Source organism: Nocardiopsis sp. KDC1DS13DA1, from assembly GCF_055632325.1.
Map to the genome: position 1 here is coordinate 23484 of NZ_JBVMUY010000031.1, position 24106 is coordinate 47589.

Annotated in this window: 21 protein-coding genes and 1 tRNA gene; 8 read left to right on the forward strand and 14 right to left on the reverse strand. The window is 74.8% G+C overall.

Annotation, left to right across the window (positions count from 1 at the left end; translation table 11 throughout):
- Entirely contained in the window at positions 1 to 1428 is a 1428-nt protein-coding gene (locus ACTVAJ_RS20475; RefSeq protein WP_470389822.1) for an amidase, read from the reverse strand.
- 168 nt (positions 1429 to 1596) lie between these two features.
- Between ACTVAJ_RS20475 and ACTVAJ_RS20480 the strand changes: the two genes are divergently transcribed.
- Positions 1597 to 2595 (forward strand): helix-turn-helix domain-containing protein, encoded by a 999-nt coding sequence (locus tag ACTVAJ_RS20480; RefSeq protein ID WP_470389823.1) that lies wholly within the window; start codon positions 1597 to 1599, stop codon positions 2593 to 2595.
- On the opposite strand, the gene ACTVAJ_RS20485 is transcribed toward ACTVAJ_RS20480, so the two are convergent.
- From ACTVAJ_RS20485 to ACTVAJ_RS20510, 6 genes are all read right to left on the reverse strand, one after another.
- Positions 2583 to 4082, reverse strand: a complete 1500-nt coding sequence (locus tag ACTVAJ_RS20485) for an aldehyde dehydrogenase family protein (RefSeq protein WP_470389824.1) — start codon at positions 4080 to 4082, stop codon at positions 2583 to 2585. The genes ACTVAJ_RS20480 and ACTVAJ_RS20485 overlap by 13 nt on opposite strands.
- 120 nt (positions 4083 to 4202) lie before the next feature.
- The gene (locus ACTVAJ_RS20490; protein ID WP_470389825.1) at positions 4203 to 5567 is read right to left on the reverse strand and encodes an MFS transporter; all 1365 of its coding nucleotides are present in this window, start codon (positions 5565 to 5567) and stop codon (positions 4203 to 4205) included.
- 110 nt (positions 5568 to 5677) lie between these two features.
- Positions 5678 to 6136 (reverse strand): MaoC family dehydratase, encoded by a 459-nt coding sequence (locus ACTVAJ_RS20495; protein ID WP_470389826.1) that lies wholly within the window; start codon positions 6134 to 6136, stop codon positions 5678 to 5680.
- A gap of 93 nt (positions 6137 to 6229) precedes the next feature.
- The gene (locus tag ACTVAJ_RS20500; protein ID WP_470389827.1) at positions 6230 to 7747 is read right to left on the reverse strand and encodes an acyl-CoA synthetase; all 1518 of its coding nucleotides are present in this window, start codon (positions 7745 to 7747) and stop codon (positions 6230 to 6232) included.
- Positions 7740 to 8633, reverse strand: coding sequence for an amidohydrolase family protein (locus ACTVAJ_RS20505; protein ID WP_470389828.1), 894 nt, complete (start codon positions 8631 to 8633; stop codon positions 7740 to 7742). The genes ACTVAJ_RS20500 and ACTVAJ_RS20505 overlap by 8 nt, the downstream gene beginning before the upstream one ends.
- Positions 8633 to 9562: an SDR family NAD(P)-dependent oxidoreductase gene (locus tag ACTVAJ_RS20510; RefSeq protein ID WP_470389829.1), complete on the reverse strand. Its 930-nt coding sequence runs from the start codon at positions 9560 to 9562 to the stop codon at positions 8633 to 8635. The genes ACTVAJ_RS20505 and ACTVAJ_RS20510 overlap by 1 nt, the downstream gene beginning before the upstream one ends.
- 165 nt (positions 9563 to 9727) lie before the next feature.
- On the opposite strand from ACTVAJ_RS20510, the gene ACTVAJ_RS20515 reads away from it, so the two are divergent.
- Positions 9728 to 10600, forward strand: a complete 873-nt coding sequence (locus ACTVAJ_RS20515; protein WP_470389830.1) for a PaaX family transcriptional regulator — start codon at positions 9728 to 9730, stop codon at positions 10598 to 10600.
- 11 nt (positions 10601 to 10611) lie between these two features.
- Here the strand turns inward: ACTVAJ_RS20515 and gndA are convergent, their stop codons facing one another.
- From gndA to ACTVAJ_RS20530, 3 genes are all read right to left on the reverse strand, one after another.
- Positions 10612 to 12051, reverse strand: coding sequence for an NADP-dependent phosphogluconate dehydrogenase (gene gndA, locus ACTVAJ_RS20520; RefSeq protein WP_470389831.1), 1440 nt, complete (start codon positions 12049 to 12051; stop codon positions 10612 to 10614).
- A gap of 167 nt (positions 12052 to 12218) precedes the next feature.
- Positions 12219 to 13865: an amidohydrolase gene (locus ACTVAJ_RS20525; RefSeq protein ID WP_470389832.1), complete on the reverse strand. Its 1647-nt coding sequence runs from the start codon at positions 13863 to 13865 to the stop codon at positions 12219 to 12221.
- 21 nt (positions 13866 to 13886) lie between these two features.
- Positions 13887 to 15404, reverse strand: a complete 1518-nt coding sequence (locus tag ACTVAJ_RS20530) for an APC family permease (RefSeq protein WP_470389833.1) — start codon at positions 15402 to 15404, stop codon at positions 13887 to 13889.
- Positions 15405 to 15535: 131 nt separating this feature from the next.
- On the opposite strand from ACTVAJ_RS20530, the gene ACTVAJ_RS20535 reads away from it, so the two are divergent.
- Positions 15536 to 16249, forward strand: coding sequence for a TetR/AcrR family transcriptional regulator (locus tag ACTVAJ_RS20535; protein ID WP_470389834.1), 714 nt, complete (start codon positions 15536 to 15538; stop codon positions 16247 to 16249).
- Between the two features lie 21 nt (positions 16250 to 16270).
- Here ACTVAJ_RS20535 and ACTVAJ_RS20540 read toward each other — a convergent pair whose 3' ends face one another.
- Positions 16271 to 16630 (reverse strand): hypothetical protein, encoded by a 360-nt coding sequence (locus tag ACTVAJ_RS20540; protein ID WP_470389835.1) that lies wholly within the window; start codon positions 16628 to 16630, stop codon positions 16271 to 16273.
- Positions 16631 to 16891: 261 nt separating this feature from the next.
- Between ACTVAJ_RS20540 and ACTVAJ_RS20545 the strand changes: the two genes are divergently transcribed.
- Positions 16892 to 17464 (forward strand): GNAT family N-acetyltransferase, encoded by a 573-nt coding sequence (locus ACTVAJ_RS20545; protein WP_470389836.1) that lies wholly within the window; start codon positions 16892 to 16894, stop codon positions 17462 to 17464.
- 7 nt (positions 17465 to 17471) lie between these two features.
- Here the strand turns inward: ACTVAJ_RS20545 and ACTVAJ_RS20550 are convergent, their stop codons facing one another.
- Both ACTVAJ_RS20550 and ACTVAJ_RS20555 read right to left on the reverse strand, forming a co-directional pair.
- Positions 17472 to 20081, reverse strand: a complete 2610-nt coding sequence (locus ACTVAJ_RS20550; RefSeq protein ID WP_470389837.1) for a tetratricopeptide repeat protein — start codon at positions 20079 to 20081, stop codon at positions 17472 to 17474.
- Between the two features lie 93 nt (positions 20082 to 20174).
- Positions 20175 to 20480, reverse strand: coding sequence for an Rdx family protein (locus ACTVAJ_RS20555; protein ID WP_470389838.1), 306 nt, complete (start codon positions 20478 to 20480; stop codon positions 20175 to 20177).
- A 97-nt stretch (positions 20481 to 20577) separates the two neighbouring features.
- Between ACTVAJ_RS20555 and ACTVAJ_RS20560 the strand changes: the two genes are divergently transcribed.
- A complete protein-coding gene (locus ACTVAJ_RS20560; RefSeq protein ID WP_470389839.1) occupies positions 20578 to 20898 on the forward strand; it encodes a nucleotide pyrophosphohydrolase in 321 nt (106 codons plus the stop codon).
- Between the two features lie 118 nt (positions 20899 to 21016).
- Here the strand turns inward: ACTVAJ_RS20560 and ACTVAJ_RS20565 are convergent, their stop codons facing one another.
- Positions 21017 to 21718 carry a lysostaphin resistance A-like protein gene (locus tag ACTVAJ_RS20565; RefSeq protein WP_470389840.1) on the reverse strand — a complete coding sequence of 234 codons (702 nt, stop codon included), beginning with the start codon at positions 21716 to 21718 and terminating at the stop codon, positions 21017 to 21019.
- A gap of 104 nt (positions 21719 to 21822) precedes the next feature.
- Here ACTVAJ_RS20565 and ACTVAJ_RS20570 point away from each other — a divergent pair, with 104 nt between their 5' ends.
- The 3 genes from ACTVAJ_RS20570 to ACTVAJ_RS20580 all read left to right on the forward strand — a co-directional run bounded on the left by ACTVAJ_RS20570 (position 21823) and on the right by ACTVAJ_RS20580 (position 23939).
- Positions 21823 to 22410 carry a hypothetical protein gene (locus ACTVAJ_RS20570; RefSeq protein WP_470389841.1) on the forward strand — a complete coding sequence of 196 codons (588 nt, stop codon included), beginning with the start codon at positions 21823 to 21825 and terminating at the stop codon, positions 22408 to 22410.
- Between the two features lie 153 nt (positions 22411 to 22563).
- Positions 22564 to 22635 (forward strand) — tRNA-OTHER (locus ACTVAJ_RS20575).
- A 170-nt stretch (positions 22636 to 22805) separates the two neighbouring features.
- Positions 22806 to 23939, forward strand: a complete 1134-nt coding sequence (locus ACTVAJ_RS20580; RefSeq protein ID WP_470389842.1) for a leucine-rich repeat domain-containing protein — start codon at positions 22806 to 22808, stop codon at positions 23937 to 23939.
- Positions 23940 to 24106: the final 167 nt, after the last annotated feature.

Below are 24106 nucleotides of genomic sequence, written 5' to 3' on the forward strand. Positions count from 1 at the left end.
TCAGGCCGTGAAGTCGGCCGGGTGGCGGTCGGTCCAGTCCTGTGCCTCCTCCAGGGCGGCGGCCAACCGCACGAGCACGGCCTCCTCCCACGGGCCGCCGACCAGCTGACTGCCGACCGGCAGCCCGGAGGACGACAGGTACGTCGGCAGACTGACCGCGGGAAGACCGGTGATGTTGCAGAACGCGGTGAAGGAGACGGTCTGGAGTTCCTGCGTGCCCGGCTCGTCGGGGGCTGCGGCGGCCTCGGCCCGCAGCAGGCCCGAGGCGGGCGGGAGACAGGCCATCGTCGGGGTCAGCAGGACGTCGAAGTCACGGCCCCACTGGGCGACGACGGCCCTCGACTCCAACTGGAGCAGGGCGACCGCGCCCGTGTAGGTCCCCGAGTGGCGCATGTGGGCCCGCTCCATCCGGTGCCGCGTGTGCGGCTCCAGCAGCTCGGGCCGCTCGTAGGGCACCGCCCACAGCGCCGCGTCCAGCACGGTGTGCGCGAACCCCAGGAACACCTCCGGGCTGAACAGGAAGGGCGAGACGGGGAACACGCTGTGGCCGAGCGACTCCAGCAGCCGCCCCGTGTGCTCGGCCGCGGCCACGCACTCGGGGTCGACCGGGACACCGGTCGGGGCGGTGGTCAGCAGGCCGACGCGCAGGGACCCCGCGTCCCGTCCGACCTCCTCGCCGAACGGCCGCTCGGGCGGCGGCGCCTGGTACATGGCCAGGCGGTCGGGGACGGACATGACGTCCAGCAGGGCGGCGGCGTCGCGTGTGTGGCGGGTGACGGCGCCCTCGGTCGTCGCGTGCTCCCACAGCATCAGCGACTGCGGGACCCGGCCCCGGCTCGGCTTGAGCCCCACCAGGCCGCAGGCGGAGGCGGGTACGCGGATGGAGCCGCCGCCGTCACTGGCGTGCGCGACCGGTGCCATGCCCGCCGCGACGGCCGCTGCGGCCCCTCCGCTGGACCCGCCGGGGGAGCGGGTGGCGTCCCACGGGTTGCGGGTGGCGCCGTAGCGGTGGTTGTCGGTGTCGGTCAGCAACCCCATCTCGGGGGTGTTGGTCCGCCCCATGAGCAGCAGCCCGGCGTCCAGGAACCTGGACACGACCGGCTCGGTCAGGTTGCCGGCGGTGTCGGACAGCGCCAGCGAACCGCAGGTCGCGGGCTGGCCCGCCACCCGTGTCAGGTCCTTGACGGGGATCGGGACACCGTGGAGGGGCGGCAGCTCGCGGCCGTCCAGCACGGCGCGCTCGGCGGCGCGGGCCGCCGTCCGCACCGCGTCGTCGTCGCGCCAGACGAAGGCGTTGACGTCCGGGTCGTACCGGTCGATCCGGTCCAGACAGGCGTCGACGACCTCGACGGGGCTCAGTTCCTTCCTCCGCACCGCTGCGGCGAGGTCGACGGCGGAGACGAACGGGTCCATGGATACTCCAGACATGGGTCGGACGGGAACGGGCACCGGTGTGCCGCCGGGGCGGCCGCGGCCGCCCCGGTGGACACGTGGCGCCCCGTTCCGGAAGTATCGGGAGGTACGGTCCCCCGGACTGGTACAGGAGCGCACACGTGTCTCCTCTCACGGACACGCAGAACCCACGGAGGAGGTGCCGTGCGCGTCGAACACGGCGATGACGGAGCACTGGTCTTCGGGTACCTCGACCCCGTCGCCACGGCGGGGAGGCGGGCCTCCGACGCCGTGCTGGTGCGGGGCGAGGGCGTCGGCCGGGCGCGGTCGTACAGTCTCGGGGAGGTGGCGGCCTGCGACATCAGCGGCGACCACGGGATGAGCGTCGTCTCCCGCGTCGCTCCGGTGGCGCGTTACCGGGGGCACGCCCTCGGCCTGCTCCTGACCGGACGCGGCGCACTGGAGCAGGACGGCCGCCGGGCGTCGCTCGCCCCGGGCGACTTCGTCCTCTACAGCGGTGAGCGCCCCTTCCGGCTCGACCTCGGCGGACCCCACCGCTACCTCCTGCTGGGCCTGCCGGAGCACTCCGTCCCGCCGGGGGGTACGGGGAGGGTCACCGCAGATCCGGAGCTGTCGCACCTGCCGAGCGGACGGATCCTCACCGCGATGCTGACCGAGACCACCCGTCTGGCCGACCGGTTGGGTCCGGTGGCGCGGCGGGAGATGGGAGAACACGTCACCGCCGTGCTCCGTACCCTGATCCGCGAGTCGGGTCACGGGCGGACCGCTCCCGACCACCGGACCGCCCTGTTGGACCGGATCCTGGACCACATCGACCGCCACCTGGCGGAGGAGCTGTCACCGGAGTCCATCGCGGCGGCCCACCACGTCTCGGTCCGCTCCCTGCACGCGCTCTTCCGCCGCCAGGGCGAGACGGTCAACGGCTACGTCCGCGGCCGCAGACTGGACCGCGTCCGCCGTGACCTGGCCGCTCCCGAACTGGCGCGTCTGCCCGTCTACGCCGTCGCCGCCCGCGCGGGGATCCGGGACGCCAGCCACCTGAGCAGGCTCTTCCGCGCCCGGTTCGGCCTCTCCCCCCGCCGCTTCCGCCAGCGGGCGCTGGAGGCGGCCCCCGCGCCGGACCGCGACGGCGGTACCGGCCGGGGCCGCACCGGGGCAGCGCCCCCCGATCAGAACGGGTAGGAGGCGGCCCGGCCGCGCACGGTGATCCACCGGGTCTCGGTGAACGCCTCGACGTTGGCGGCGGGGCCGCCGAACCGGCCGACCCCGGAGGAACCGACCCCGCCGAACGGCGCGGTCGCCTCGTCGTTGACCGTCTGGTCGTTGATGTGCGCCATCCCCGACGGGATCCGCTCGGCCAGGGCCATCCCCCTGCCCACGTCGGCGGTGGTGATCCCCAGGCTCAGCCCGTACTCGCTGTCGGCGGCCAGCTCGGCCGCCTCGTCCAGGGTGTCGAAGGCCAGCACCGGCGCGACCGGGCCGAACACCTCCAGCGCGTAGGCGGGCATGTCCCGGGTGACGTCGGCCAGCACGGTCGGCCGGTAGAACAGCCCCTCGTGGGTGCCGCCCGCGGCGAGCCGCGCACCCGCCTTCACCGAGGCGACGACCAGGTCGTGCACCCGCTCCAGCTGGCCGGAGTCGATGATGGGGCCCAACGCGACCCCGCCGGTCGCCGGGTCACCGACCGGCAGCGCCTCGGCCCTGGCGGCGAGCCGCTCCACGTACTCCCCGACCAGGCTGGAGTGCACCAGGTGCCGTCCCGAGGACATGCAGATCTGCCCCGAGTGCAGGAACGACCCCCACGCGCCCAGTCCGACGGCGGCGTCCAGGTCGGCGTCGTCGAGCACCACGAACGCCGAGTTGCCGCCCAGCTCCAGGTGGGCCCGTTTGAGGTGGCGGGCGGCGAGCTCGCCCACGGCGCGACCCGCCGCCGTGGACCCGGTGAAGGAGACCACCCGCACCCGGGGGTCGGTGACCAGGGCCCGTCCCGCGTCGGCGCCGCCGGGGAGTACGTGCAAGAGCCCCTCGGGCAGCCCGGCCTCCTCGAAGACCCGCGCGATCGCCGCCCCCGCGCACACCGACGTGCGGGGGTCGGGCTTGAGGACCACCGCGTTGCCCAGGGCCAGGGCCGGGGCGACCGAGCGCATCGCCAGGATCAGCGGGAAGTTGAACGGGGCGATCACCCCGACGACGCCGACCGGTACCCGCCGGGCCACGGACAGCCGGTCCTGCTCGGTGGGCAGCAGTTCGCCCGGCGGGGCCGAGGCCAGCGCGGCCGCCTCCTCGCACTCGCGGACGGACCCGGACAGCTCGACGTCGGCCTTGGCTCCGACCGAGCCCGACTCGCGGACCAACCAGTCCCGGACCCGGCCCGCGTGCCGTTCCAGGACGTCCCCGGCGCGCCGCAGCACCCGCGCCCGTTCGCGGTGGGGGAGGGCGGCCCAGTCGCGCTGGGCGGCTGCCGCACGTTCGGCGGCCCGGTCCACGTCGGCGGGCGAGGCGAGGCCGACACGGCCGAGTTCGGCACCGGTGGCGGGTTCGGTGACGGGTGCGTCGGCGGCGGCGTCGCGCCAGCCGCCGCTGAAGATCCGCCCGGTCCAGACCTTCGGGTCGAGCAGGTCGGGGGTGTCGGTGGGGTCGGGGCTCTCGGTCGTCGGTCGCTCGGTCAAGCCAGGTCCTCCGGTGCCGTCGGTACCGCCGTCGGTGGGCGGGGTGTGCCCGGGGTCGGCGGGTGTCAGGGAACGTCGAAGGACAGGTTCCCGCCCACCGTCCCCGGTACACGGGACGGTTCAGCGGGCGTCGATGTCGGTGAGGTCGCGGCGGCCGGTCTCCCCGGTGAACCAGATGGCGACGGCACTGGTCAGACCGGCGGCCACGAGCATCCACGAGACGCCGTGCGTGGCGGTGCCGCCGCCCGCGGCGGTGAGGAGCGACGCCGCGGCCACCGGGCTGAGCCCCGCGCCGAGGACGGTCGCGGTCTGGTAGCTCACCGAGGCACCGGTGTAGCGCAGGCGGGTGTCGAACATCTCGGCCAGCAGGGCGGCCATCGGCGCGTACATGGCGGTGAGCGCGACGGCGTGGGCGAGCACCACCCCCGCGATCAGCCCGCCCGCGGTACCGGTGTTCACCAGCCAGAACGCCGGGAAGGCGGTGGCCGCCACGGCCAGGGCACCGCCGAGGTAGACGGGCCTGCGGCCGACCCGGTCCGACAGCCGGGCGTAGAGCGGGGTGAGGGCGATGGCCAGGGTCGAGGAGACGACGACGGCCGTCAGCGCGGTCGACCGGCCGTGGCCGATGCCGAGGGCGTAGGAGATGACGAAGGCGGTGAAGACGCCCTGGGCGGCGAACGGGGCGATCCCGGCCAGCACGGCCAGCAGCAGGTTCCGGGGCCGCGTGAGCAGGACCTCGACGAACGGCAGGCGGCCCCGGGAAGGGCCGGAGGGTTCGGGAGCGGACCCGGTGTCGGCCCCGGACCGCGCGAACACCGGGCTCTCGCTGATCCGCAGCCGGACGAACAGTCCGACCCCGATCAGCGCCACGCTGGCCAGGAACGGGACGCGCCACCCCCAGGCCAGGAACTGCTCGTCGGGCAGCAGCCCGGCCAGGGCCAGGGCCAGGGTGGCCAGTACCGCTCCGGTGGGGGCGCCCATCTGGGTCACGCCGCCCCACGCCCCGCGGTCGCCCGGCGCCGCGTGCTCGACGGTCATGAGGGCGGCACCGCCCCACTCACCGCCGACCGCGACGCCCTGCACGACGCGCAGCGCGACCAGGATCGCCGGGGCGGCCAGGCCGATGCTCTCGTAGGTGGGCAGCAGACCGATCAGGGCGCTCGCCGCACCCATGAGGACCATCGTGGTGAGCAGCATCCGCTTGCGGCCGAGCCGGTCGCCGAAGTGGCCGAAGACGACTCCGCCGAGCGGGCGGGCGACGTACCCGGCGGCCAGGGTGCCGAAGGAGGCGATCACACCGACGAGCGGGTCGAGGTCGGGGAAGAACAGGGGGCCGAACACCAGCGCCGCGGCGGTGCCGTAGAGGAGGAAGTCGTACATCTCCACGGTGGTGCCGATGTAGCTGGACAGGGCGACGCGGCGGATCTCGCGCGGGTCGGCCCGGGGGTCGGGAGGCGGAACCGGAGGGGTGGCGGAGGAGGTCATGGGGGGTCGTCCTCTCGTGGGGTGCGGGGTGTCGGGGGAGGGGTTCCGGTTCGGAACGGGGGGAGGGGCGGTCCGCGGGGCCGGGCGGCCGATCCCCGCGGGCCGCACGTTCAGCCGGCGTAGTACCGGTAGACGGCCTGGAGGACGCAGGCGGGCTTGTCGGCGCCCTCGATCTCGACGGTCCCGTCGACGGTGGCCTGCACACCGCCCCCGACGTCGGTCACCTCGGCGAGCCGGGCGGTCAGCCGGACGCGCGAGTCCACCGGGACGGGCGAGGGGAAGCGCACCTTGTTGAGGCCGTAGTTGACGGCCATGTCGATCCCCCCCATCTGCAGGACCTCCCCGAACATGGGGATGACGAGGGAGAGGGTGAGGTAGCCGTGCGCGATGGCGCCGCCGAACGGCCCCTCCTTGGCCCGCTCGGGGTCGGTGTGGATCCACTGGTGGTCGTCGGTGGCGTCGGCGAACGTGTCGATCCGCTGCTGGTCGACGGTGCGCCAGGGGCTGTGGCCGAGGTCGGAGCCCGCGGCGGCGCGCAGTTCGTCGAGGCCGTTGACGGTGGTCGGCATGGGTGCGTCCTTGTCTTTCGGGGGTGGGGCGGCCGGGCCCCGGGGCGGGGCCGGGACGGTCGGTGACGGGTGCGCCGTCGCGGGGCGCGGTGTTCAGTCGGCGCCGTGCGCCCGGCGCAGGTCGGTCTTGCGGAGCTTGCCGGTGGCGTTGCGCGGCAGTGCGTCGGTGAACACGACGGACCTGGGGATCTTGTAGCGGGCCAGGCGGCCCTCGAAGTGGGCGATGAGGTCCCCCTCGGTGGGGGCGGACCCGGGCCGGGGGACGACCACCGCGCGGCCGACCTCGCCCCAGCGCTTGTCGGGAACTCCGATGACCGCGCATTCGAGCACGTCGGGGTGGTCGTGCAGGATGTTCTCGACCTCGGCGGGGTAGATGTTCTCCCCGCCCGAGATGATCATGTCCTTGGCGCGGTCGACGATGGTGACGAACCCCTCCGGGTCCCTGGTGGCCACGTCGCCGGTGCGGAACCAGCCGTCGGCGGTGTACGCGCGGGCGGTGTCGTCGGGCCGTCCCCAGTAGCCGCGCATCACGTTGGGCCCCCGGACGACGACCTCCCCTGGCTCGCCGGGACCGGCGTCGGTGAGGTCGGGGCGCACGATCCGCACGTCGGTGAAGACGTGCGGCCGCCCCGCCGTACCGGCCTTGCGGACGCTGTCGGCGGCGCCGAGCACGAGCACGCCGGGCGCGGTCTCGGTCATGCCGTACCCCTGGAGGAAGGTGAGCCCCCGCTCCTGGTAGGCGGCGATGGTGGACTCGGGTACCGGGGCTCCGCCCGCCATGAGGACACGCAGCGCGGACAGGTCGGCGTCGGCCCAGTCGGGGTGGGCGGCCAGCGCGTCGAACATGGCCGGGACGCCGAACATCCAGGTGATCCGTTCGGTGGTGAACAGTGCGATGGCGCGTGCCGGATCGAAGCCGGGTTCGACGACCACGCGGCCGCCCTTGAGCAGGGTGGGCAGGCAGGTCATGTTGAGCGCGGCGGTGTGGAACAGGGGTGCGGTGACCAGGGCGGCCTCGTCGGCGCTGACGTCCACGTCGATGAGGACGTTGACGCAGTTCCAGGTGATGTTGCCGTGGGTGAGCTCGGCGCCCTTGGGGTGCCCGGTGGTGCCGGACGTGTACATGATCATGCAGGTGTCGTCGAGGCCGACCGGCTCGTCCACGGGGTCGGCGGGGGAGGCGGCGACCAGAGCCTCGTAGCCGTCGGGGGCGTCGTCGTCCACCGGGACCAGGGCGCGCAGCCCCGTCCGGTCGCGCAGCCGCCCGGCGGCCTCGGCCTGTTCGGCGCCGTGCACCAGTACGCACGCACCGGAGTCCTCGATCGCGTACGCCAGTTCGGGGGCGGCCAGGCGGGTGTTGAGCGGGACGAACACCGCGCCGAGCGTCCCGGCGGCGAAGAGGGTCTCCAGCAGGGCCGGATGGTTGGCGCCCAGGTAGGCGACGCGGTCGCCGCGGCGCACCCCCAGACTCCGCAGCGCCGCCGCCAGCCGCCTGACGCGCTCGTGCAGTTCGGCGTAGGTGAACCGGCGCCCGCCGTGGACGAGGGCCGTGCGCTCGGGGGAGGAGCGCGCCCGCCGCGCGGGCCAGGAGCCGATCCCCTCGTCACGCATCGGAGCCGCCCCCCGTCAACCCCAGCAGCCGCGCCGCGTTGTGCTTGAGGATCTTGGGCCGTACCCCGGGCTTGATGTCCAGGCGCTCGAAGTCGGTCAGCCAGCGGTCGGGGGACAGGACGGGGTGGTCCGAACCGAAGAGCACCCGGTCCTGGAGCAGCGAGTTGGCGTAGCGGACCAGCTGGGGCGGGAAGTACTTCGGCGACCACCCGGACAGGTCGATGTACACCTGCGGCTTGTGCACGGCGACCGACAGCGCCTCGTCCTGCCAGGGGAAGGACGGGTGGGCCATGATGATCGGCATCCCGGGGAAGTCGGCGGCCACGTCGTCCACGTACAGCGGGTTGGAGTACTTCAGCCGGATGCCGCCCCCGCCGGGGGTACCCGCGCCGATACCGGTCTGGCCGGTGTGGAAGAGCGCGACGGCGCCCAGTTCCTCCAGCGCCTCGTACAGCACGTAGGCCGAGCGGTCGTTGGGGAAGAACTCCTGGAGGCTGGGGTGGAACTTGAAGCCGCGGACACCGTACTCGGTGACCAGTCTGCGCGCCTGCCGGGCGCCCAGGCGGCCCTTGGCGGGGTCGATGCTGGCGAAGGGGATGAGTGCGTCCGCGTGTTCGGCGGCGGCCTCGGCCACCTCCTCGTTGGGGACGGCGGGCAGCCCGGTGGTGGACTCGGTGTCGACGGGGAAGACGACGGCCGCCATGCGGCGCTCGCGGTAGTAGGCGGCGATCTCGGGCAGGGTCGGCCTGCGGTGCGCAGCGTCGGTCCCGAAGTAGGCGCTGGAGGCGTCGTGCAGGGAGTCGTCCAGGGACTGGTTCCCCCCGGCGGACACCTCGGCGTGGGTGTGGACGTCGATCGCGGTGACGGTGTCCAGGTCGATGCCCATCAGGCTCCCCCCTCCGGGGCGGCCGGGGCGGGGATGCCGACGCTCTCGGGGTCGCGGCCCAGCGTGGCGGGCCAGGCGGCGGCGATCTCCTCGGCGTCCCAACCGCCGTCGGTGAGGGCGACGACCCGCTCGGCCGGGTGTGACCACAGGGCCAGGCGGTCGCCTCCGACGCCGACGCACTGGCCGGTGACGGAGGCGGCGGCGTCGGAGGCCAGGAAGGCGACGAGCCCGGCCGCGTCCTCGGGGGTGCCCAAGCCCTCGCCCTTGCGCAGCCAGCCCGGCAGGGGCGCGCCGTTCTCGCGGGCGGCCTCGATGTGGGGGGCGAAGGCGGGGACGGTCTCGGTCATCGCGGTGGCGGCGACCGGGATGACGGCGTTGACGGTGATCCCGGCCCGGGCGCACTCCATCGACCAGGTGCGGGCCATGGCGGCGATCCCGGCCTTGGCGGCGGCGTAGTTGGTCTGGCCGAAGTTGCCGCGCTGCCCGGCCGGGGAGCCGACCAGGACGAGGCGTCCGCCCCCGCCGCGTTCGCGCATGTGCGTGACGGCGGCGCGGGCGCAGGTGAAGGTACCGCGCAGGTGGACGTCGACCACGGTGTCGAAGTCCTCGTCGGTCATCTTCCACAGCACCCGGTCGCGCAGCACACCGGCGTTGGTGACCAGGACGTCGAGTCGGCCGAACGCCTCCACGGCCCGGTCCACCAGGCGCTGCGCGGTCGAGGCCGGTCCCACGGCCGCGGCCTCGGCGACGGCGGTGCCGCCCTCGGCGGTGATCGCGCCGACGGCCGCCTCGGCCGCTTCGGGGTCGGCGTCGTTGACCACGACCGCGGCGCCCGCGGCCGCCAGCCGTCGGGCGTAGGCCAGGCCGAGTCCGCGCCCGGCTCCGGTGACCAGCGCGGTTCTGCCCGACAGGTTGATGCTGTCCGCCATGGATGTCTCCTCGTTCGTGCGGGTGGTGGCAGGGGCGGGGTGGTGAGGGGCGTCACCCCGACCCGCCGATGGCCAAGACGTTAGGCATATTTATGATGGCAGTCAAGAAGTTGCCCAACTTTATCGGCGAGCGCCGCCGCTACGCTGACGGCGGAGGGAGAACCAATGACGACCGACGAGTCCGCGGAGACCGACGACCTCCCGGAGGCCGACGAGGGCCCCGGAGCACGGCCGCGCCCGCAGTCACTGATGCTGAGCTTCCTGGGCAACTTCGTGCTCGGACGGGACGTCGGCGTGTCCTCCGGGAGCTTCATCGACGTCTTCGCCCGGGTCGGCGTGTCCGAACACGCCGCCCGCTCCACGCTCAGCCGCATGGCGCGGCGCGGCCACTTCCACCGGGAACGGCACGGCCGCCGGGTCTACTACGGGCTCACCCGGCGCTGCGCCCGGATCCTCGCCGACGGTGAACGGCGGATCTGGACGACCGGGGTGGTCAACCAGGACGCGGACGCGCCGTGGACCCTGCTCGGCTTCTCCCTGCCCGAGGCCCGCCAGCGCGACCGCCACGACCTGCGCTCCCGCCTGGCCTGGGCGGGCTTTGGTCCACTGGGGAACGGACTGTGGATCGCGCCGTCGGAACTCGACGCGTGCCAGGTCATCGACGGACTCGGGATCGACGACAACGTCCGCGTGTTCCACGCCCGGCCCGCCGCGCCCACCGAGGTGGGCCGGATCATCGCCGACGCCTACGACCTGGCCGACCTGGCCGCCCGCTACCGGCGCTTCCTGGAGCGGTGGGACACCGCCCAACCGGTGCCCGAGGCGCCCGACGACCTGGCCCGGCTACTCCTGCTGATGACCGACTGGCTGCGCACCATCCGCCGCGACCCGCGCGTCCCGCTCGCGCACCTGCCCGACGACTGGCCCGCCGTCCGCGCCCAGAAGCTGGTGCACGAGCTGCACGGGACCTACGCCGTGCCCGCGCGGGCCGAGGCCGAACGGGTCCTGGACACCGTCCCCATGCCGCCCCCGGACTGACCGGGGCCGGCTCAGGCCCGCACCTCGGACCGGTCACCTCCCCACAGCGTGTGGAAGGAGCCCTCCCGGTCGACGCGGCGGTAGGTGTGGGCGCCGAAGAAGTCCCGCTGCCCCTGCACGAGGGCGGCGGGCAGGCGCTCGGCGCGCAGGGAGTCGTAGTAGGCCAGCGCGGCGGCGAACCCCGGAACGGGCACGCCCTGGCGGGTGGCCGCCACCACCACCTCCCGCCAGTCGTCCTGCGCCTGGGCGACCTCCCGCGCGAACGTCTGGTCCGACAGCAGGCTCGGCAGGTCGGGGCGGGCGTCGTAGGCGGCGCGGATGCGGTCCAGGAACGCGGCGCGGATGATGCAGCCACCGCGCCACAGGGCCGCCACCGCGCCCGGGTCCACACCCCACCCGTACTCGTCGCTGCCCGCGGCGATCGCGTGGAAGCCCTGCGTGTACGACATGATCTTGGACGCGTACAGCGCCTGTTCGACGCGGTCGGCGAAGTCCGCGGCCTCGGCTTCGGGCAGCGGCCGGGGCGTGGGGCCCGCCAGCGACCCCGACGCCCGGCGCAGCGCGGAGTGCCCGGACAGCGACCGGGCGAAGACGGCCTCGGCGATCCCCGACACCGGTACGCCCAGGTCCATCGCGGTCTGCACGGTCCAGCGGCCGGTGCCCTTCTGCTCGGCGGCGTCGGCGACCACGTCCACGAACGGTGCGCCGGTGGCGGCGTCCGGGTGGGAGAGCACCTCGGCGGTGATCTCGATCAGGTACGAGTCCAGCCGTCCGGTGTTCCAGCCGCGGAACACGTCGGCGATGCGTGCGGGGGAGTAGCCCGCCACGTCGCGCAGCAGCTGGTACGCCTCGCCGATCAGCTGCATGTCGGCGTACTCGATGCCGTTGTGCACCATCTTGACGAAGTGCCCCGCGCCGTCGGGGCCGACGTGGGAGACGCAGGGCGTGCCGTCGGGGGCCCTGGCGGCGATGCGTTCGAGGATCGGGCCGAGCGAGGCGTAGGACTCCGCCGACCCGCCCGGCATGATGCTGGGTCCGTGCAGGGCCCCCTCCTCGCCGCCGGAGACACCGGTGCCGACGAAGTGGACGCCGCGCTCGCGCAGGCTCCGTTCCCGGCGCCGTGTGTCGGCGAAGTGCGCGTTGCCGCCGTCGACGACCATGTCGCCTGGGTCCAGCAGGGGTGCGAACTCGTCGATCACCGCGTCGGTGGGTTGGCCCGCCTTGACCATGACGACCAGCCTGCGGGGGCGTTCGAGCGCGGCGACGAAGTCCTCCGCGGTGCGGGTGGGCACGAAGTCGCCCTCGCGGCCGAACTCCTCGACGAGGGCGTCCGTCCTGGCGGACGTGCGGTTGTGGAGGGCGACCGTGTACCCGTTGCGCGCGAGGTTGCGGGCGAGGTTGCGGCCCATGACCGCCAGACCGGTGACGCCGATCTGCGCTGGAGTGCTCATACGTGTGGCTCCTGTGGCTGTTGGGAGTCGGCCCTGCGAGTAAGCGTAGGCCGGTGGCGGCCGCGGGCCCGGTCACCCGGGGCGCCCCGTGCGTCGCCGCCGGGGGCCGGCCCCCGGGCGCCGGCGGCGTCCCCGGACACGCGGGACGCCGCGGCCCTCGGCCGCGCTCACTCCCCGGGCGCCGCGTACACGAGCTCACCCCCCACGTACGTCCGCGCCACCCGGGCCTCGTGGATCGCCCCGGCCGGGCCCGCGAAGGGGTCCCGGTCCAGCACCACCAGGTCCGCCAGGGCGCCGGGACGCAGGACACCGGTCCCGTCCAGGCGGTTGACGCGGGCCGACCCGGCCGTGTACGCCGTGAGCGCCGTGACCAGGTCCAGCCGCTGCTCCGGGAGGAAGGCGGGGCCCGTCGAGCCCGGCAGTGCCCGGTTGACCGCGACGTGGACGCCCTCCAGCGGGTCGGCGCTGCTCACCGGCCAGTCGCTGCCCGCCGCGAGCGGCGCGCCGGACCGGTACAGCGCCCCGAAGGGGTACTGCCACCCCGCCCGCTCGGGGCCCAGGAAGGGGATGGTCAGCTCGTCCATCTGCGGCTCGTGCGCCGCCCACAGCGGCTGGATGTTGGCCGTGGCGTCCAGCGCGGCGAAGCGCGGCACGTCGTCGGGGTGCACGACCTGCAGGTGCGCCAGGTGCGGGCGGTTGGGGGAGGGGCCGTTGGCCCTCCTCGCCGCCTCGACCGCGTCGAGCGCGTCGCGCACGGCACGGTCCCCGAGGGCGTGGAAGTGCGTCTGGAAGCCGAGCCGGTCCAACGCGGTGACGTGGTCGGGGAGCCGCTCCGGGTCGATGAAGCTCGTGCCCCGGTTGGCCGTGGCGCACCCGCAGCCGTCCAGGTACGGGTCGAGCATCGCGGCGGTGCCCGTCTCCGCGATCCCGTCGAGCATGAGCTTCACCGCGTCCGCGCGGAACCGCCCCAGGGTCAGGGCGGCGCGCCGCTCGACGAGTTCGGGGATCTGCTCGGCCCCGCGCCCCCGGTCCCACCACAGCGCTCCCACGACCCGGGCGGTGAGCGCCCCCTCCCGCGCGAGCTCCGCGTAGGCCGCCGACGGGTCGGGGATTCCGCCGAAGGAGCCCACCAGGGCGTCCTGCCAGGCGGTGATCCCCAGGGAGTGCAGGTGCTCCTGCGCCCGCAGCAGCGCGGCGCGCAGGTCGGCCGGGGAGGGCTCGGGGGCCAGGCGGCTGACCAGCCCCATCGCCCCCTCCTGGAGGAGACCGGTCGGCTCCCCGTCGGTGTCGCGCTCGATCCGGCCGTCCGCCGGGTCGGGGGTGTCGCGCGTGATCCCGGCCAGTTCCAGCGCGCGTCCGTTGACCCATGCCCCGTGGTGGTCGCGGTTGGGCAGGTACACCGGCCGGTCCGGGACCACGGCGTCCAGGTCCGACCGGTGCGGCGCGCCGCCCTCGAAGGCCTCCATCGACCAGCCGCCCCCGGTGATCCACGCGCGTTCGGGGTGCGCGGCGGCGTAGGCGGCCACGGTGTCGAGGGTCTCCTGCCGTGTCTCGGTCCCGGTCAGGTCGCACTGCACCATCTCCAGCCCGGCCGGGACGGGGTGCACGTGCGCGTCCTGGAACCCGGGCAGCAGCAGCCGCCCGTCGAGGTCGACCACGGTGGTGGAGGGGCCGGTCAGGCCGTCCGCCTCCGCGGCGCCCACGGCGGCGATCCGGTCCCCGGTCACGGCGACGGCGGTCGCCCCGTCGGGCGGGCCGCCGGGCGTCAGCACGGGGCCGTTGGTGAACACCAGGTCGGCGTGGTGGGAGTGCATGGTTCTCGTTCCCTTCGGTCGTCAGCGGGAGGGGCTCGGGGCGGGCTCCTGCGACGGGGCGGGGCCCGTGTCGCGGAGGAAGTAGGGGGACCGGCGCACCCAGCGGGCCCAGGCGCCGGTCGCGATCCCGGTCAGGACCATCACGGCCGGGACCGACAGCAGGAACCATCCGTTGTCCGGGTGCACCGCGAAGCGGTCCGCGGTGGTGGCGTAGGTCCAGCACAGGTAGCCGGTGACGCCGAGGATCACCGAGGCGCCCGCCAACGGGAGGACCACCGCGCGGACCCCCGCCCACGGCGACTCCCGCAGCAGGCCGCGGAACCGCGCGGCGGCGGCCAGCGCGGTCAGGGCGTAGACGAGGGCGACGAGGATCCCCACCGAGTTGACCGTCGCCACGATCACGTCCACGAGCCGGGGGATCACCAGTGACAGGACGGCCACACCCGCCGCGACGGCGCCCAGGGCCAGTGTTCCCGCGGCCGGTGTGCCAAAGCGCGGGCTGACCCGTGACCACAGCGGGCCCAGGGTGCGGTCCCGGCTCATGGCGAACATGCCGCGGGCGGTGGGGATCACGCCGGACTGGAGCGAGGCGACGGCGGAGAACATCAGGGCCACCAGGGGCAGCGCGGCCAGCGGCTGGCCGGCCAGGTGGCCGGCGAAGACGGCCAGACCCTCGGGACCGCTTCCGGTGAGCTCGTCCTCGCCGAGCACGCGCTGGAAGGCCACCGAGCCGAACAGGAACAGGCCGAGTGTGGAGAACAGGGTGAGCAGACCGGCCCGCGAGGCGTCGCCCGGGTCGCGTACCTCCTCGCTGACGCTGAACGCGGCCTCGAAGCCCCAGTAGCAGAACACCGACAGCAGCAGCCCCTGCGCCAGGACGGTCGGGGAGGGGAGCGCGAACGGGTTGAACCAGTCCAGGCTGAAGGGGTTGGGGCCGACGACGAGGCCGTAGCCGAGGAACCCGAGCAGGACCGTGTACTCGAAGACCAGGAGCGCGCCCTGGAGCCGGGCCGCCGAGCGCAGACCGGTGACCGCCGTCAGCGTGACCCCGACGAGTACGGCCGCGCCCGTCATGACCGACTGGGCCGTCGACCCGGGGTCCAGGGCCAGTCCGGCGACGGTGTCCGCACCCGCCATGCGGACGGTCTGGAGGATCGCGGACCCCGTCACGGCCGTGGTGTAGGCGAGGAAGGCCACGGTGGCGACGATCATCGTCCACCCGCAGAGGAAGCCCAGCCAGGGGTTGAGGGAGCGGCCGACCCAGACGTAGGTGTTGCCCGCGTTCGGTTCGACCCGGTTGAGCCGCGTGTAGGCCCCAGCGATGCAGAGGATGGGCAGGAAGCCCAGCAGCAGGATCGCGGGCAGGTGCGGGCCGACCACCATGGCCATCGCGGTCAGGCCGATGCCGATGCTCGTGGTGGCCGCCGTGCTGGACGCCGCGATCGCGACTCCGTCCAGGACGCCGATGGACCTGCGCAGCGGCGTGCCGGAGGCGGTGGGCGGGGGGACCGCCGAGGTGGGAGGCGGGCTGGAGGTCATGGTCGGCTCCGTTCGCTGGGGGATGTCGGCCCGGTGAACGGATATGCAACACGTCACCCTCTTGGCAGGTCAACAGTGTTGTCATAAGCTCCCACCACAGGACACCGAAGCGATGACGTGCGGAGGGGCCGATGAGTGACCGCGTGGTACCGCCCGGGGAACGGCGGAGGAGACGGCCCACGAAGCGGGGGGTCGTCCTCTCCGAGGAGCTGATCGTCCGGACCGCCCTGGACCTGGTCGGCGAGCACGGCGCCGACGCCCTGACCGTACGGCGCCTGGGCATCGCGCTGGGGGCGGATCCCAGCAGCCTGTACCGCTACTTCCGCAACGCCGACGACCTGCTGCTGGCCGTGGCCGACGAGTTGATCGGCCGCACCCTGCGGGACTGGCGGCCCAGCGGCGACTGGCGCGCCGACCTGCGCGACCTGGGGCTGCGGCTGCACCAGGGCGCGCTGGCGCGTCCGCAGGCGACCGTGCTGAGCGCGTGCCGGGTGACCGGGCGCGCGCACGAGATCCGGGCGGTGGAGACGGCGCTGGGCCTGCTGCGCGGGGCGGGTTTCCCCGACGCGGAGGCCGTGCGGATCTACCACGCGTTCATCGACCAGGCCCTGGGGTTCGCCGCCCTGGACGCGGCGAACGCGGCGCTGCCCCCGTCCGCCCACGAGGCGGAGGAGGAGGTCTGGCACACGACCTACGCCGGACTGCCGGAGGAGACCCACCCCAACATCGCCGCCACCGTCCCGCTGCTGGCCGCCACCATGCGGGGCAGCGCCTACCCGACGGCGCTGGCCATGCTGCTGGCGGCGGCCGAGGCCCGCCTGTCGGTGCACACCCGCGCAGAGTGATCCGCGACAGGGCCGAGGCGGTCAGCCCGCGATGCCGGTGACGACCGACCTCACGTGCGGGGCCAGGATCACGCCCGTGCCGACGACCAGGGTGGTCAGGGCGTATCCCGGTGCGCGGTCCATGTCCAGCGCGCGCATCGACCACCAGCCCACGAGGGAGCCGAGCGCCCACAGGCCCACGACCGCCCCGATTCCGGCCAGGTAGTAGCCCATGGTCTCTTCGTACACCGACGTCATGAACAGGTGAGACCACGAGGCGAGTCCGAGGATGGGGAGGCCCAGCAGCATCAGGACCAGGTGGACCACGGCGAACACGCGTAGTCCGCGTGAGGGCCGGCGCGGCGCGGACTCCGCGGTCGGGGAGGTGCTCAGATCGCTCACACCGTACCGACGCGCCGCCGGGGAGCGCGGTTGACACCTTCGAGAGGCGGAGCCGGCGCACCCCGGCTCGCACCGGTCAGGTGTGCGTACCGGTGCGGCCGAGCCCGGGCCGTATGCGCTCAGCGCGGTGTCCCGGAACACGTGCCCCGGCCCTGTCGGCGCGGTGCGCCTAGGATGCCGCCATGACCACAGGACCGGATGCGGACGCGTTCACCGTCACCACCGCCCCGGACCTTTGGCCCCTGGGGGGAGGACGCCGCCTTGTTTCCGCGCACGGCCGCGATCGCGCGGCCCTACCACGCGCTGCTCGGGGTCGACGACGATCGCCTCGACCGCTGGTACCCGGAATTCGGCGAGCGGCCCACGCCCGAGGAGACACGCGCGGACCTGGAGCTCACGGAGCGGGCGTGGCGGGAGGGCTCGCGGCTGCCGCTGGCCGTCGCGGTGCGGTCGGCGAACGGTTGGCGCCTGGTCGGCATGGCCGACCTGGAGGCCGAGGACACTCCGCGGCGGACGGGCACGGTCGACTGTTGGATCGACGCCCGTTTCGGGGGACGCGGGCTGGTCACCCGGGCCGTCACGGCTGTGCTCGACCAGGCGTTCGGACCGCTGGGTCTGGTCCTGGTCACGTGGTTCGTCCGCGGCACGGACCACGGCGGTCGGAGCGCGGCCCGGCACCTGGGGTTCGTCCAGGAGGGCGTGTTCCAGCACGGCGCCCTCCCGGACGAACGCGACGAGGCGATCTTTCGTCTGCGCGCCGACGCGTGGCACGGGGCGGCACACCGCCCGCGGACGGCCGAACCGGGCTCCGGCGGTCCGTCCGCCGTCCCCTGAACCGCGCTCAGGGCGGGCCCCGGTGCCCGGCCCGCCGTCGCCAGGCCGCCAGGTGCTCCCTGACCTCCGCCGTCTTGGGATGGTCGGGACCCATGACGCGGATCTGGTCCGGCAGCAGCGCGGCCAGGTCCTCGGCCGCGCGGGCGGGGTCGCCGGACTCGCCGCGGAACCGGGCCAGGCTGTGCCGGGTCGTGAGCACGTGCGGGTGGTCCGGCCCCAGGACCCGCAGTGTGTCGGCCAGGCGCGACTCCAGTCCGGCGACGGCCTCGGCGTACTCCCCCACGACACCCTTCCACGCCGCGATCTGGCCTCGGGTGGCGAGCGTGTCGGGGTGGTCCGGCCCCAGGACGCGCAGCTGGTCGGGCAGGAGTTCCTCCAGGTCCCTGAGGGCTCCGCGGGGGTCACCCGACCTGCCCAGCCACCGGGCGACCTGGTTCCGTGTGGTCATCGCGCTGGGGTGCTCGGCGCCGAGCAGCGGCAGTTCGTCGGCGAGCACCGCCCGGAAGGACTCCGCCGCGCCCTCCGCGTCACCCGCCCTGCCCCGGGCGGAGGCCAGGTGCGCGCGGGTGCCGAGGACGTCGGGATGGTCCCCGCCGAGCACCCGCGTCTGCACGGCCGCGAGGTCCTCCAGGTCCTCGACCGCGCCCCGCGGATCGCCCGCGCGGGCACGCCAGCGCGCGCCCTGCACCCGGGCCCTGAGCGTCTGCGGGTGCTCGGCGCCGAGCACCCGCGCCACGGTGTCGGCCAGGGTTCGGAAGGCCTGGGCGGCATGGCGCGCCTCACCCGACAGCCCGCGCCAGAGGAGGATGTCGTGCCGTGCGGTCAGGGTGTCCGGATGCTCGGGCCCCAGGCGCGCGTCGGCCGTGTCGGCCAGTTCCTCGCAGTGGGCCACGGCCTGGGGGAGCGCACCCGCCCTGCCCAGGCTCTGCCCGAACCGGAACAGCAGGGGATGCGCGCCGCCGTCCCACAGCCAGTCCCGGTCGTGCTCGGCCAGGGCCGTGGTGTTGGCCCGCAGCCGCTGTCCGAGGCCGTTCGCGTGGACGCGCGGCTCCCAGACCGACAGGAGCGCGTCGGCGGCCGCGCGGACCGCGTCCCGGTCGGGCCGCGTCGCCCGCCGTTCGCGCGTGGCGCGCTGCACGAGCCGGTGTGCTCCGACCAGGGCGCCGTCCCCGAACCCGGAACGGGTGACCAGGTGCAGCCGGGCCAGCGCGGACAGCGCGTCGTCGGCGTCCTGCTCCGTGGGCCGCCCGCCCTCGGGGCGGGCGCCGCGGAGGTGGTCGAGGACGGGGGAGGACGTCAGCGCCGGAACCGGGATTCCCGTGGGGTCCAGGAGGCTGACCAGACGCATCATCGGCAGGGCGAGTCCGCGCGGGGTGAGCGTGTTCGCGTGCTCGACGGAGATCGCCCAGGTGGTCGCGACCGTCCGCGCGTAGTCGTCCGGGAGGCTCCCCTCCTCCGGGAACAGCCGCTCCAGGGCGCCGCGCCGGTCCCGCAGCAGCGCGCGGTAGGACTCGCACGTCATGCCGCCCCTGCGGTCGCGGACGTAGGCGGCCGCGTGGGACAGTGCCAGCGGCAGGTGGCCCAGGTCGTCGGCCAGCGCCGTCAGCTCCGCCTCCTCCGGGGGGCGGGGCAGGTCGGCGAGCGCGGTGGCCAGGTAGGCGAGGGACTCGCGGGGTGCGTAGACGCCGACGTCGATGAACGCGCGTCCCCTGCCCGCCAGTGCGGTGTCGGTCCGGCGGGTGGTGACCACCAGCCGTCCCCGGGGTTCGGTCGCCTCGGCGGCGGCCGGAGCGCTGGAGGTCGGCCACAGACCGCGCACGTGTTCGGGGACGTCCAGGTTGTCCAGGACCACCAGCCAGCGACGGTCGGTGGTCTGGAGCCAGGCGAGGAACCGGTGCGCCGCGTGTTCGGGGTCCTCGTCCGCGGGGGAGCGCAGGATCTGTCGGGCGGCGTCGGCGTAGGTCTGCAGGATCGTGGCCCGCTCGGCCGCGGGCGCCCACACCACCAGGTCCACCTCCCCGCGCCCGAGCAGAGCCCGGGCGTGGCGTGCGGCCAGCTGGGTCTTGCCGACCCCGCCCATCCCGGACAGGACCTGCCCGAGCACCACGGTGGGGTGGTCGCGTGAGGACCGGGTGAGCCGGTCGGCGAGGGAGCGGTGCTGGAAGTGGTCGGCCTCGTTCGGCACGACCCCGACGACCGCCGGCCAGGCCGGTTCGGTGCCGGGGGAGTGGACGATCTGGGTGTCGACGACCGTGTGGTGGGTCTGCTGGTGGACGGTGAGGGCGCGCCCCTGGATGACGGTGCTCCCGCTGACGTCGCCCCGGATGGCGTTGGCCGTCGAGTGCGGTCCCCCGGCCTCCCCGGCCGTACGCCCTTCCGCGGTCCCTGCCGTTTCCGGGGCCCGGGAGGGCTCCGCGTCCTTCCCGGACGTGCGTTGCAGGGCCCTCCCCACGGCCACCGCGAACAGCGTCAACGCGGCGAGGAGGGCGGCGGTCCAGGGGGCGGCCGCTCCGACGGGTTCGTCGTCGGGGCCTGCCGCGGACAGGTACAGGACCGCCAGGGTCGCCAGGACCACCGTCGCGGCGAGCCCCACCGCGATCCAACGTGTGCGCCTCATGACGCTCAGTGTGGCGGGAGAATGACCGAGTTGTCAGGTATTGCGGCCTTGTGCGGGCGGAGATGGGCTGGCCGATAGTGGCCACCCCGGCGGCTACCGGTCCGACTGCCCTCCCGGCTGGTGTTCGGAGTGGCCGAGCCCGCGCCCGGGGGCGATCCGGTCGCGGACGAGCCGCTTGAGTTCGGCGGCGTCGGTGAAGGCCGCGTCGGTCGTGCGCGACCACACGCTCTCCCCGTCCAGCCGCACCTCGAACACACCGCCGGTCCCGGGAACGAGCGCGACCTCGCCCAGGTCCGCCTCGAACGTCGTCAGCAGTTCCTGCGCCATCCAGGTCGCCCTGGGCAGCCACCGGCACCGCGTGCAGTACTCGATCTCCAACCGCGGTCGCTTGTTCACCATGCGTCCCAGCATGCCACGCCCGGTCGGGGCGCTCCCGTCCGCCCTGCGCGCCGTGGTCCCGCACCGCGCGCCACACCGCCTCTGGTAAACCGGTGCCATGAGTGTCGCATCGTTGCAGGAGTTGCTGGAGAGGTTCGCCCAGGCGCGGGACTGGGGTCCCTTCCACACGCCCAAGAACCTGGCGATGGCCCTGGCGGGGGAGGCCGGTGAGTTGGTCGCCGAGTTCCAGTGGCTGACCGCGCAGGAGTCCGAGGCGGTCATGGCCGACCCGGACAAGGCCGCGGCGGTCCGCCAGGAGATGGCGGACGTGTACTGCTACCTGCTGCGCCTGGCCGACGTGCTCGGGGTCGATCTGGACGCGGCCGTCCGGGAGAAGGTCGCGATCAACGAGCACCGCTTCCCGGTCCCGCGCGCCTGACCGGTCGGGACGCGGCGCCCCGGCCCTCGGAGGGCGGCACGCGTCCCCGGCGTGCCGCCTGGTCCGGATGCGGCCGCACGCGGGGGCGCGCCCCCGCCTCCATCCGCGAACCGGACCCTCACCCGTAGACGGCCACGACGGTGAGCACGGCCGCGGTGTTCCACAGCGCGTGGGCGACCACGGTCGCCGTGAGGCGGCGCGTCAGCAGGAACAGGGCGGTGTAGACCAGACCGGCGAGGACGATGGCGGCGGCGTCGGGGGCCGAGGCGGGCAGGTGCAGGGCCGCGAACAGCAGGACCGACACCGCCGCCGCCCCGTACAGGGCCGCCCTCCGGTGCGCGAAGGCCTGGGGCACCGCGCCCAGGAGGAAGCCGCGGAAGTAGAGCTCCTCCGCCAGCCCGCCGCCGACCACGCCGAGCACCAGGGTCGCGGCGAGGGCGGCCACGCCCGCCGAGGCGTTGGTGAGGACCTCCTCGACTCCCGGGTTGTGCGCGCCCCCGGCCAGCGGGATCAGCAGGCCGAACTCGACGAGCAGGCGCAACGGCACGGTCGCGGCCCCCAGGAGCGCGTCCCGGAGCCGGTGCCGCGCGGTCAGCCCGACGTCGGCGGGCGCCAGGGAGCGCCGTCGCAGCCACCAGGACACGAGCGCCGCGGCCGAGGCGAGCTCGGCCAGGGCCACCGCGACCAGTGCCAGGGGCGGGGGCGAGGTTCCCGCCAGCAGCCCGAGGGCCAGTGGCGGGAGCACGAAGCAGACGATCGCGCCGGCGAGGAAGACCGCCGACGCGCGGACGGGGGCGGGGGGCGGTGCGGGGGCGGCCAAGGGAGCCTCCGGAAATCGAGGACGAGGGGATATCGATAATCGATACATTAGGCTAAGATCTTATCGATTGTCGATAAGTCATGAGCCGAGTGTGGGGAGAGCACGTGTCTGCCGTACGTCAACGCACGTCCGAAGGGGTGATCCTCGTGGTGGTCGTCCTGGGGGCGGCCCTGGTCCTCTTCACCGCCGTCGGAGCCCTGGCGGCGGACCACCTGGTCGTGCCCGTCCAGGTCCCGGCCGCCGCGGTGTCCCAGCCCGCCGGGGACGGGACCGGGTTCACCGGCACCGCCACGGCCGAGCTGACGGTGGCCGACCCGACCGCGGCCCAACGCGCGTGGACGATGGGGCCGTCACTCGTCGTCGCCGCGCAGATCGTGCTCGTCGGAACGCTGCTGCTGCGCGTCGTGCGGTCACTGCGCACCGGCGAGCCCTTCGGCGCCGCGAACGCGCGCCTGGTCGGCGTGTGCGCCGCCGTCACCCTGGTCGGCGGTGTGCTGGCGGCGGCACTGCGGACGGTCGGCGCCCACGCGGTCCTGGGCGGAGCTGATCCGTCCCTCGTCGACGGCACCGCCCTGGAGCCCGTCGTCGAGCTTCCGGTCGCCGCCCTCCTCCTCGGTCTGGGCCTCGCCTCGGTCGCGGCGTTCCTGCGCGCCGGTGCGGCCCTGCGCGAGGAGGTGGAGGGCCTGGTGTAGGCCGCCGCCCCGGATCCCGGCGCGGAGCGGCCCCGACCGGTGGCCCGGAAGGCGACTCCTCGGTGCCGACCTGCGGCGACGGTGAAGGTTCGGTGCGTTGCGGGGCGGTCCGCGGTATCGGTGTCCGCCCGGCCCGCTAGACTGCCGCGCGGCAGGGCCGTAGCGCAGAGGTCGTCGCGCCTAACAGCAGGTTGGAGGACGCCGGTTCGAATCCGGTCGGCCCTGCCCCCCACCTTGTGGTGCCCCTCCTCGACCCGAGGGCCGCTCCCGCCCGGGCCCGACCGCGCCCGGGCCCCGTCGGACCGGCGTCGCCGCCCCCCACGGCCGGGTCGTCGGGCGCCGGCAGGGGTGGGACCGGGCCCTCCCCGAAGGACAACCGCCCCCCGGAGCGCTGAATGACCGAACCGACCCCCGTCCGCTGCCCCGCCGTCGAACACCCCGACGTCCCCCGGGCCGACCCCGCCGCGCTCGCACCGCTGCTCTCCCGGCTGGCCGACCCCGCCCCGGTGACCGCCGACGAGCACTTCCCGCTCGGCACCCTGCGGCCCGACGGCCGACTCGACCTGTGCAAGCAGGGGCTCGGCCTGCCCGGTGCGCTCCGCCTCCTCCCGGCCGCCACCGCCTCACCGCACGCCGCCCACCTCCTGCTGGGCACCAACGCCGTCGGCACCCCCGGCGCGCGTGCCCTCGCTGACGCGCTCACCCCCGGGCACGGCCTGCGCACCCTCTACCTGGGCTGCAACCGGATCGACGCCGACGGGGCCGCCGCCCTCGCCGACCGCCTGGCCGACGACGACACCGTCCGCGCGCTGTGGCTCAAGCGCAACCCCGTGGGCGACGCCGGGGCACACGCGGTCGCCGCCGCCCTGGCCCGCAACCACCGGATCCGCACCCTCGACCTGGTCAACACCGGTCTCACCGCCGACGGACTGCGCGCCCTGCTCGACGTCCTCCGGGACCGCCCGGTGCCCCTGGACCGGCTCTTCCTCGGCGGCAACGGCCTGGGACCGGACACCGCCCCGCTGCTCGCCGCCCTCCTGCGCGAGGTGCGGGTGCGCGAACTGTACGCCCCCGCCAACCACCTGGGCGACGCGGGCGCGACCGTGATCGCCGCGGCCGTCGACCCCGACCGCCCGGTCACGCTGGGCCTGGGCGGCAACGGCATCGGCCCCGACGGCGCGCTGGCCCTGGCGGGCGCCCTCGGCGGCGTCGAGGTGCTCGACCTGGGCCGCCCGCCCTCCGAACGCGCCCTGGGCGCACCCGCCAACACCACCGGCGACGAGGGCCTGGCCGCTCTGGCCGCCGCCGTTCCCGGCAGCCCGCTGCGGCGACTGGAGGTGCGGCACACCGGGATCACCCAGAAGGGCGCGTCCCGGGTCCTGGCCGCGGTGACCCGGAACAGCCGTCTGGAGTACGTGGGGCTCGGGCCCGGCATCCCCCGAAAGACCAAGCGGGCCATCGCCGGGTTCCTCGACCCCGCCGCCCCCGCGGCCGGGGACGTGCGGATGATCGCGAGCCGGTACCGGTGATGGGGCGGCCCGGCCGCGTGCGGGCGTGTGACGCCGTGCTGCGGTGCGCTCGTCGGCACGCGGTACCCGGGTGGCCGACCGGGCGGCGGATGTCCCTGACGGATGTGCCGGGGGTCCGCCTGCGCCGGGGGCGGGGCGCCGAGCCCGCCGAGGATCGGGCCGATCTG